Consider the following 8,988-nt stretch of genomic DNA (forward strand, 5'->3'; position numbering starts at 1 on the left):
CGTGTCCCACGGCGTCACCCGGAGCATCTCGAGCGCGCCCGAGTGGCGCTCCCGAGCGCCTCCTCGCACAGCTCGAGCAGCTGGCCGGTCAGGTGCGTGCGGTCCGCGAGGACGGTGCTCAGGTGGATGTGGCGCGCCAGGGTCAGCGTGGCGTACGCGCGCACCGCCGGCCGCACCGCCTCGCCGGCCAGCTCGGCGAACCTGTCCTCGAGGGCTCGCTCGACCGGGGCAAGCGCCTCCGGATCGCCGAGAGCCCGGAGCGCGTGCTCGCGCACGTGGCCGGTGAAGTTCCCGATGTCGAGCGCGGGGTCGCCCTGGCAGTAGCAGTCGAAGTCGGTGAGGTACAGATGAGCGCCGTGGACGAGCACCTGGTCTGCGTAGTAGTCCCGGTGGATCCCGCGCGCCACCGGCTCCGGCACCGACGCCGCCAGGCGCTCGCACCAGCACAGCACACGCGCGATCCGCCCCGCCCACCGCGGCGCGATCGCGGTGACCGCGGCCAGCCGCTCGCGAAGGATGCGCACCTCGTCGGCCATGCTGTGACGGCGCAGCGGACGGACTCCCGCGCGGTGGAGCTTGTGGGCGGCCTCGGCGATCCGGCCCGCGAGCTCGGGGCCGCCCCGGGCCGCCAGCAGCTCGGTCGCAGCGCGCCCCGGCGCCGCCCGCTGGAGCCACATGCCGACCTCCGGAAGCACGCCGAGCGGCTCCGGCACCGAGATGCCGTCGGCGCTGTCGTCCGAGAAGCCCGACGCCCACAGCGATGCCTGGAGCTTGAAGGCGGACACGCCCGACCGGCGGCGGCGGATCTTCCCGATGAGGCGGACCGCCTCGCGTGACCCGTCCGAGCGCTGCACCTCGGCCCTGTACTCGATCACGCAGCGGCGACCGGGCTTGTAGCGGAGCACGCCCGCCGCGAGGACACGGACGCGCCCCCTGGGGCCCGTCAGCCGCGGCAGCCCCGCGAAGCGCGCGCCGACGAGGTCGGGGTCCAGCGCCAGGGCCAGCGTCGGCATGGCCTCGTCGCCCGCGACGTCGAGCGGATCGATGCACGGCACGCTCATGGTGCCGTGCCGTCGAGGAGGGCGCGGGCGACCTTCGCCACCCGTGCCGCGTTGTGGTCCCAGGTGTACCGGCCATGGATCGCGGCGGCCGCGGCCGCCCCGAGCCGCTCGCTCAGAGCAGAGTCGGTCAGCACCCGGTCGCACGCCAGGGCGAGCGCCTCCGTGTCGCCCGGAGCGTAGAGGAGCCCCGTCTCGCCGTCTCGCACCACCTCGGCGATCTGGCCGACCGCCGCCCCCACCACCGGCACGCCGCAGGCCATGTACTCGAAGAGCTTGAGGGGCGAGAAGTAGAACGCCTGCTCGGGCTCCCGGTAGGGCGCCAGGGCCACGTCGAAGTGGCGGATGAGCGCCGCCACCTCCCCGTGCGCGAGCCACCCGGTGAAGACCACTGCCCGCTCGAGGCCGCGCGCGGCGAAGTCGCGCGCGAGCGGCGCCCGCAGGGGCCCGTCGCCGACGACGACCACGCGGAGGTCCGGATGGCGCGGCGCGAGCTGCTCGAGCAGCGGGGGCAGGGCGTCGACACCGTGCCAGGGCCGGAGCCCGCTGACGACCCCGAGCACCGGCCCATCGCCCAGGCCCCAGCGCTTCCTGACGTCGGGATCGCGCAGCCCGGGCTGGAAGAGCGCCGGGTCCACGCCGTTCGGCATCACGTGGACGCGCGCCGGCGCGGCGCCCAGCGACACCGCATGCTCCCGCAAGGGACCCGACACCGCCAGGACGGCGTCGGCCTCGGAGAGCAGCCAGCGCTCGGCGTGCTCGGCCAGCTCACCGAGCCCCGGGGCACGATACGCCGACTGCTCGGCGGCGAGCGGGGCATTGAGCTCGACGATGAGGGGCGTGCCGAGATCGCGGGCCAGCTGCACGCCCGCCGTCCCGTAGAGCGAGGCGCGCTCGTAGACGATGTCGGGCGGCGCGTCGGCGAAGCGGCGCGCGAGCTCTGCTCTCAGCTCCTCGTTGAGCAGGATGCGCCGGACGGCGTTGGGCACGGAGTTGCGGGCCCCCACCACGGCGTTGAATCGCTTGAGCGCCTGGTGCACGGAGACGACGGCCGGACTCGGCCCCAGCCCGAGCGTCCGGGCGGCGAGCGGCGCCGCGTCCCCCCAGGGGCCCGCGTCGATCTGCGGGGCCGCCACGACGACGGCGTGTCCGGCGCGGCTCAGCGCGGCTGCCAGCCCGCGCACGTGGACGGACGCGCCCTTGTCGCCGAGCACCGGAATGCCGGGATCAGCGCAGAGGTAGAGGATCTTCACGGGGCGACCCGGCACGGGCGCTGAGCGGGCCGCGGCCGCGTCGATGCGGAGCGCGCGAACCGGTCGGCCAGGATCAGGCCGTTCTTGCGGATGTCGAAGACCTCTTCTGCCCGCGCCCGCCCGCAGGCGGCGAGCTGCCCCCGAAGCCCGGAGGCCGTCAGGACCTCGGCGATGGCGTCGGCGAGCCGAGCGGCATCGCCCGGCGGGACCAGGAGCCCGGTGCGGCGGTCGCAGATGATCTCGTCGATGCCCGGCAACGCCGTGGAGATGGCCGGGAGCCCGAGAGCCAGCGCCTCCAGGAGGACAGTCGGCAGCCCGTCGCGGTCGCCGCTGCCGCTCACGACGCACGGGAGCGCGAACACCGCCGCGCGCCTCATCACCCCGAGGAGCTCCTCCTGGGGCTGCGCGCCGGCCAGCGTGACGACATCCTCCAGCCGGAGCCGGCGGATCCGCTCGGCCAGCGCCCCCCGTTCGGGGCCGTCCCCGACGATCAAACAGCGCGCCGGGACTCCCCTGTCCCGCAGGAGCGCGAAGGCCTGGACGAGATGCGTGAATCCCTTCTTCTCCACGAGCCGTCCGGCGCCCAGCACCAGATCCGGCTCGCGCGGCACTGCAGGATCCGGGGCGAGGCGTTGGAGGTCGAGACCGTTGTAGAGCCGGACGATCCGCCGGGCGAGGGCCGGGCCGAAGCGAGTGGCGAGGTACCGGCGGTTGTAGTCGGAGACGGTGACCACGAACCGGGCGCCGCGGACCTTCTCCACCAGCGCCGCGGGATCGACGTCCTGGTGGTAGATGTCCTTGGCGTGGGCGGTGAAGGAATACGGGAGCCCCGCGAGTCGGCTCGCCAGCATGGCCACCCTCGTCGCCCCGGTGCCGAAGTGGGCGTGCAGGTGCGTCACCCCGCGCCCAGCCGCCAGCCGCGCGAGTGCCTCGGCCTTGAACGCGAACGCCGCGTCGGCGTCCGCCTGCCGACCGTGCGGCTCCTGCGGGTCGTTCTGCCGCACGGCGCAGTCCGGGATCGCCGGCGGGTCCGGCAGATAGGTGACCGGCGCCCGCAGGGCGGCCAGCAGCTCGTGGCGCGGCTCGGGCCGCGGCAACTTGAGGGAAAAGATCTCCAGCGGGATGCCCAGGGACTCCATCGCCAGCAGCTCGTTGACGATGAAGGTTTCCGAGAGACGGGGGAAGCGCTTGAGGACGTAGCCGATCTTCATGGCTCACTCGTACCGCAGCGCCTCGATCGGATCGAGGCGGGCGGCCCTGCGCGCCGGATAGAACCCGAAGAACACCCCGACGACGGCGGCGAAGCCGACCGCGACGGCGATCGCCTCCGGGGGAAGGATGATCGTCCACCCCGCGAGGTGCCCGATCCCGATGGACACCGCGGTGCCCAGGGCGGCGCCAAGGCCGCCGCCCACGAGCGACAGCGTCACCGCTTCCAGCAGGAACTGCCTGAGGATGTCCCGCGCCCGCGCACCGACGGCCATGCGCAGGCCGATCTCGCGGGTCCGCTCGACCACCGACACCAGCATGATGTTCATGATCCCGATGCCGCCCACCAGGAGGGACACCGAGGCGATGGCGGCCAGCAGCAGGGTCAGGACACGGGACGACTCCTCCTGCGCCTCCAGCACGTCGGCGAGGTTGCGGAGCGAGAAGTCGTCCTCCTCGTTGGGCTTGAGCCGGTGGCGCTGGCGCAGGAGCTGGCGCATCTGCTCCTCCGCGTCCGTCATGCCTTCGGCGGCGGCGAGCTTCACCGCGATGGCGTGGACCGCGCCCGGGTTGCTCCGGCTCGTGCCCAGCACCCGGGCCCTGGCGGTGGTGATCGGCACGAGGAGGACATCGTCCTGGTCCTGGCCGGAGCTCGACTGCCCCTTGGGCTCGAGCACGCCGACCACGGTGAACGGCACCTTGTTGACGCGGACGATCTGGCCCACGGGATCGGCCCCGGCGAAGAGGTCTCCCGCCACGCTCTGGCCCACCAGCACCACTCTCGCTGCCCCGGCGGCCTCCTCCGCGGAGAAGAGCCTGCCCGTCGTGACGTCCCAATCGCGCGCCTCGAAGTACTCGGGCGTCACGCCGTGGACGGTGGTCGCCCAGTTGAGATTGCCGTACTCCGCCTGCAAGGAGCCGCGCACCATCGGCGCGGCGACGACCACGTCGGACACCTCCGCCTGGATCGCCCGGGCGTCGTCCTCGGAGATGGTGAGCCGCGTACCGCGCCCCAGGCGGGCACCCCGCTGGGTTACCGCGCCCGGGCGGACCATGATGAGGTTGGAGCCCAGGCTCTGGATCTGCTCCGCCACGCGGGCCTGCGCCCCGGTCCCCACCGAGACCATCGCGATGACCGCGCCGACGCCGATGATGACGCCCAGCATGGTGAGGAGCGTCCGCAGCAGGTTGGCACGGAGCGCGCGGATCGCGCTCTGGACGACGAGCCAGGCGGTCATGCTGCCCCCGACTCCGCCGGCAGGGCTCCGAGCAGGATCTTGGCGCCGGCGGGCTCCTCCACCACCTCGTCGCGGACGAGCCGCCCGTCGCGGAAGCCGAGGATGCGGCCGGCGTACCGCGCGATGTCCTCCTCATGGGTCACGATGAGCACGGTGATGCCGCTCCGGTTCAGCTCCTGGAGCTGCGCCATGACCTCGATGCTGGTGCGGGTGTCGAGGTTGCCGGTGGGCTCGTCGGCCAGGATCAGCGCCGGGTCGTTGACGAGGGCCCGCGCCATGGCGACGCGCTGCTGCTGGCCACCGGAGAGCTGCGCCGGTCGGTGATGCTCGCGGTCGGCGAGGCCGACGATCTGGAGCTTGGCGCGTGCCCGGTTCTGCCGCTCGCGGGGAGAGGAGCCGGCGTAGAGCAACGGCAACGCCACGTTCTCGAGGGCGCTGTGCCGGGCGAGGAGGTTGAAGCTCTGGAAGACGAAGCCGATCCTGCGGTTGCGGATCTCGGCCCGCTCGTCGCCCGAGAGCTCGCCGACGTCGCGCCCCTCGAGCCGATACCGCCCGGTCGTGGGCCGATCCAGGCAGCCCACCAGGTTCATGAAGGTGGACTTCCCGGAGCCGGACGGCCCCATGACCGCAACGAGCTCGCCGGCCTCGATCCGCACCGACACCCCGCGGAGGGCGTGCACCACATGAGCGCCCACGTGGTAGTCCCTGATCAGGGCCTCCACCTCGATGACGGGAGGCGTCCCGTCGTCCGCCATCCCCGCCCCGCGGATCACAGCTTCACCGCTGCCGAGCGGGCACTGCCGCGCGCGGGGCGGCGGTCGGCGAGGCCGACCACGATCTCCTGCCCTTCTCTCAGATCGCCGGACAGGACCTCGGTGGCGTTGCCGTCGCTCACGCCGAGGCGCAGGGTCACGGGCCTGGCGCTGCCGTCTGGAGCGAGCACGTGGACGCGGCCCGCCGCGGCGCCCTTGCCGCCGCGGGCCGCGTCCCCGTCGGCGCCGGCAAGCCGCACCCGGAGCGCCGCGTTGGGCACCTTCAGCGCATCGGCCTTCTCGGCGGTGACGATCTTCACGCTGGCGGTCATGCCGGGGAGGAGCTGCAGCTCGCGGTTGTCCGCCGAGACGATGACGGTGTAACTGACCACACCCTGATTCAGCTGCGGCGCCCGGCGCACTTGCACGACCTGGCCCCGGTACGTCTTTCCGGGAAAGGCGTCCACGGTGAACGTGGCGCGCTGACCGAGCTGGATGCGGCCGATGTCGGCCTCCACGATGTTGGTCTCGACCTGCATGCGAGCGAGGTCCTGGGCGATCGTGAACAACGTCGGCGCCTGCAGACTGGCGGCCACCGTCTGCCCCACGTCCACGCTCCGCGAGACCACGATGCCGTCGACGGGAGCGCGGATCACCGTGTTGCCCAGATCGACCTGCGCCTGGGCGCGGGCAGCCCGCCGCTGCTCCACCGTCCCCATCGCCGACTGGAGCTGGGCCTGGGCCGCCTCGAGCTGCGCCTCGGCGGCGCTGATGGCGGCGCGCAGCACGCCTTCCTGCGCCCGGGCCGCCTCGGCCTGCGCCAGCGCGGAGTCGTGCAGGGCCTCGGCCGTGTCGCGGTCGGCCCGAGCGATCAGGTTCCGGCGCAACAGCTCCCGCTTGCGGTCGAGGTCGCGCCGCGCGTCCGCCACCGCGACCTGGGCCTTCGCGGTCTGCGCCCGCGCCACCGCCAGCGTCCCGCGCGCATTCTCCACGTCCGCCCTCGCCCGCTGCACCAGCGCGCGCTGATTCAGCACCGCCGCCTCGGCGTTCTGGAGGTCGCCGCGGGCCTGGTTGACCTTGCTCTCGAAGATCTCCGGCGCGATGAGGGCGATCGCCTGGTTCCTCTTGACCGGTGAGTTGTAATCGACGTGGATCTCCTTGAGCTGGCCGGACAGCTGCGAGCCGACCTGGACCGTGACCACCGGATTGAGCGTGCCGCTCGCCGACACTGCGACGGTGAGGCCTCCCCGCTCGACCCGGGCGAGGCGGTACTTCGGCGTGCTGCCCGTCCCCTGTCCGTAGAAGTACCCGCCTGTGATCAGGGCCGCGAGCCCCGCGATACCGATCGCCGTCATCCCCCGCTTCATCGCACTTCTCCCTCCTGCGCTTCGGCTCTTCGGCCGAGCCCGATCGCCTGCGTGGGGCCTCACTCCTGGACTCCTGCGCCCGCCGGGGCCGCTGCCAGATCGAGCAGATGCTCGGCCACCCGACTCGCCCCGTCGAAATCCAGCACCTCCCGGCCCCGCGCCAGGAGCGCTCGGCGCGGCGAGGCCAGCGCGCCCGCGATCTCCCGGCGGAGCAGCTCCGGCGTCAGGCGCTGGGGCTCGACCACCCGGAGCAGCCCGAGGCGCTCGAAAGCCCGGGCACGGATGAGTTGCTCGAGGCGCGGCACGGTGCGCGGCACGCACACGGTCGGGAGCCCGGTGCTCACGGCCTCGGCGATCGTGTTGTAGCCGCACATGCTCACCAGCGCGTCCACGGCGCCGAACCAGCGGCCGAGGCCCGGGAGAGACGTGTAGCAGGCGATACCCGCCTCCACGGCGGTGCGGCGGAGCGCCTCGTGATCGTCCCGGGCGGCCATCGGCCCGGTCACGGCCACCGCGTCCCAGGGCGCGCCCGCCGCCGCCTCGATGAAACCGCGCAGGAGCGCGAAGCCGTCCTCGCCGCTGCCGGCGGTGGCCAGCACCAGCGGGCGGGTCCTCCGGCGCGTCAGGAAGACGGGCGGCGGCTCCTCGCGCCAGTCCTGGGAGTCGAAACGACTGACCACGTACCCGCAGAAGCGAACTCGATCGGCGACGACGGAGGGCCAGTCGTACTCGCGGACCGGGTCGAACACGCGGCGCTGGCCATAGACGAAGACCCGGTGGTAGTGGCGGGCGATCCCCGCGTGTACGGCAGGCGTCCACTCGCGGCGCACGGTCTCGCGGTCGTCCAGGATGTCGCGGACGCCCAGCACAGCCCGGCACCCGAGCTCGCGGATCGTGTCGAGAGCCGGCACCAGCTCGCCGCTGGCGCCGAGCGGGTGCTTGTCGACCACCATGACGTCCGGTCGATACGAGTGCACGAGAGCCTCGAGCACCGCGGCCCGCAACGCCAGCATGTCCTGCCCGGGAATCGACAGGTGGCGCGATCCGTAGCACTCGTTGGCCACCTTGCGGAGGCCGGGGAGCTTGATCACCTCGACGTGGGGCGGCACCCCCACACGGTTGACCTCGTCGGTGCCCACGGCGAGCAGGACAGAGGCGTCGGGAGCCGTGTCGGCGAGGCGCGCCGCCAGCGCGAGGTTGCGCCGCATGTGACCGAGTCCGACGGCGTCGTGCGAGTAGAACAGGAAGCGCATGGCACCCTCTCTCCGCTCTCCCGTGGATCCCGCCTCTGACCTTCGCCAAGTGACCGGAGCCGGCCATCCGGCTCCTCGATGGCGAAGCCTCTCGGGCAAGAGCCGTGCCCAGCGCCGGGTGGCGGAGCCCAGGGCGGCCCTCCTCCCGCTGAAACAGGCACTTGTGACGATCGTGTGCCGGCGCTGGAACTCGACCGACGCCCAGCCGCAGGCGCAGTCACCGAGGCAGTGGGGTTTTGACCAGGGGGATTTCACCGAAGCGGGCATTTGCCCGGTGCGGGCGAATCCGTTCACGGCTGACGGGGGGCGCGAGCAGCGCCGCCCACGACATCGGGAAGGGTAGCTGGCGGAGGGTGAACGGCCCCGAGACGGCCGGTGAACTTCTCGTCAGGAGCGGGAGATCAGGGGCGGGACGGGATCAGGGGAACGGCCGCCGCGGCAGACGGTGACGCGACACGCACTCGGCGCGACCACCCACGGGGACACGGCAACGGGTGGCAGTCGCGCGTCAGCGAGGTGCGGACGGGCGTCCGGTCAGCCCCAGCCCGGGTTCTCCCCTGAGAGAACGTCACCGACCCGTCTGCCCTCTCGAACGATTCCCACTCGAAAGGACTCGCTTCTCCGGTGCGCTCATGGAGCCGGTGCACAAGGCCTGGGCCCCCGCTCATCCCGTCGGGCTCGATCTTTGTCATCCGTGGGTCTGGTGAGAGGGAGAGCCTTGTCACGGCCGGTGGGGGAAAAGTAGATGTAGTCGGTAGGGGAAGTAGCGTCAGCGCTTCATCGCGCATCTTCTTCAAGGAGTGCCCTGGAGACGGGACGTGTCCTGCCGCTGGTGATCATCGAGCGGCGGTGTACGAC

At 72.7% G+C, this 8,988-nt stretch carries 7 protein-coding genes; all 7 read right to left on the reverse strand.

All coding sequences use genetic code 11. The features are described from left to right. Positions 1 to 14: 14 nt before the first annotated feature. Genes HYV93_15995 through HYV93_16025 form a run of 7 tightly spaced genes read right to left on the reverse strand, consistent with a single transcriptional unit; the run spans position 15 to position 8,130 of the window. On the reverse strand, positions 15 to 1,061 hold the full coding sequence (locus HYV93_15995) for an aminoglycoside phosphotransferase family protein (protein MBI2527474.1): 1,047 nt from the start codon (positions 1,059 to 1,061) through the stop codon (positions 15 to 17). Further along, positions 1,058 to 2,311, reverse strand: coding sequence for a glycosyltransferase family 4 protein (locus HYV93_16000; GenBank protein ID MBI2527475.1), 1,254 nt, complete (start codon positions 2,309 to 2,311; stop codon positions 1,058 to 1,060). Before HYV93_16000 ends, HYV93_15995 begins: the two co-directional genes overlap by 4 nt. After that, positions 2,308 to 3,522: a glycosyltransferase gene (locus HYV93_16005; GenBank protein ID MBI2527476.1), complete on the reverse strand. Its 1,215-nt coding sequence runs from the start codon at positions 3,520 to 3,522 to the stop codon at positions 2,308 to 2,310. Before HYV93_16005 ends, HYV93_16000 begins: the two co-directional genes overlap by 4 nt. Positions 3,523 to 3,525: 3 nt before the next feature. Further along, positions 3,526 to 4,758 (reverse strand): ABC transporter permease, encoded by a 1,233-nt coding sequence (locus tag HYV93_16010; GenBank protein MBI2527477.1) that lies wholly within the window; start codon positions 4,756 to 4,758, stop codon positions 3,526 to 3,528. After that, a complete protein-coding gene (locus tag HYV93_16015) occupies positions 4,755 to 5,513 on the reverse strand; it encodes an ABC transporter ATP-binding protein (GenBank protein MBI2527478.1) in 759 nt (252 codons plus the stop codon). Before HYV93_16015 ends, HYV93_16010 begins: the two co-directional genes overlap by 4 nt. Positions 5,514 to 5,527: 14 nt before the next feature. Continuing rightward, a complete protein-coding gene (locus HYV93_16020) occupies positions 5,528 to 6,877 on the reverse strand; it encodes an efflux RND transporter periplasmic adaptor subunit (GenBank protein ID MBI2527479.1) in 1,350 nt (449 codons plus the stop codon). 59 nt (positions 6,878 to 6,936) lie between these two features. Beyond that, entirely contained in the window at positions 6,937 to 8,130 is a 1,194-nt protein-coding gene (locus HYV93_16025) for a hypothetical protein (protein MBI2527480.1), read from the reverse strand. Positions 8,131 to 8,988 lie beyond the last annotated feature (858 nt).

Source organism: Candidatus Rokuibacteriota bacterium, from assembly GCA_016188005.1.
Lineage (GTDB): Bacteria > Methylomirabilota > Methylomirabilia > Rokubacteriales > CSP1-6 > UBA12499.